Source organism: Stenotrophomonas sp. SrG (genome assembly GCF_050031795.1).
Classification (GTDB): Bacteria; Pseudomonadota; Gammaproteobacteria; order Xanthomonadales; family Xanthomonadaceae; genus Stenotrophomonas; species Stenotrophomonas rhizophila_A.
This window is the reverse complement of record NZ_JBNBBE010000707.1, coordinates 1-247: the sequence shown is the minus strand read 5'-3', so window position 1 is coordinate 247 and position 247 is coordinate 1. Positions and strand designations below refer to the sequence as shown.

Annotated in this window: 1 protein-coding gene; it reads right to left on the bottom strand. The window is 72.1% G+C overall.

Annotated elements, in window-relative coordinates; translation table 11 throughout:
- Positions 1 to 247: VOC family protein (locus tag ACQG3P_RS21410; protein WP_426806180.1), on the bottom strand; the 247-nt coding region annotated here is incomplete at both ends.

Below are 247 nucleotides of genomic sequence, written 5' to 3'. Positions count from 1 at the left end.
CAGGCAGAAGCCGTGGCCGAACGGCTCGGCGAGCAGGGCGATGCGGCCCCAGGCATGGGTTTCCGGCGGCCGTTCCACGCGTGCGCCTGCGGCCACGGCGCGTGCCAGGGCGACAGCCAGGTCCTTCACTATCCAGTCCAGGTGCAGCGGCGTCCAATGCCGGCGGTAGTCGCGGCGGTCTCGCCCCTGCGGCGTGGCCGAGGTGCCTGATGCCTTGACCAGCAGGTAGATCGGTGCCGGTCCACCC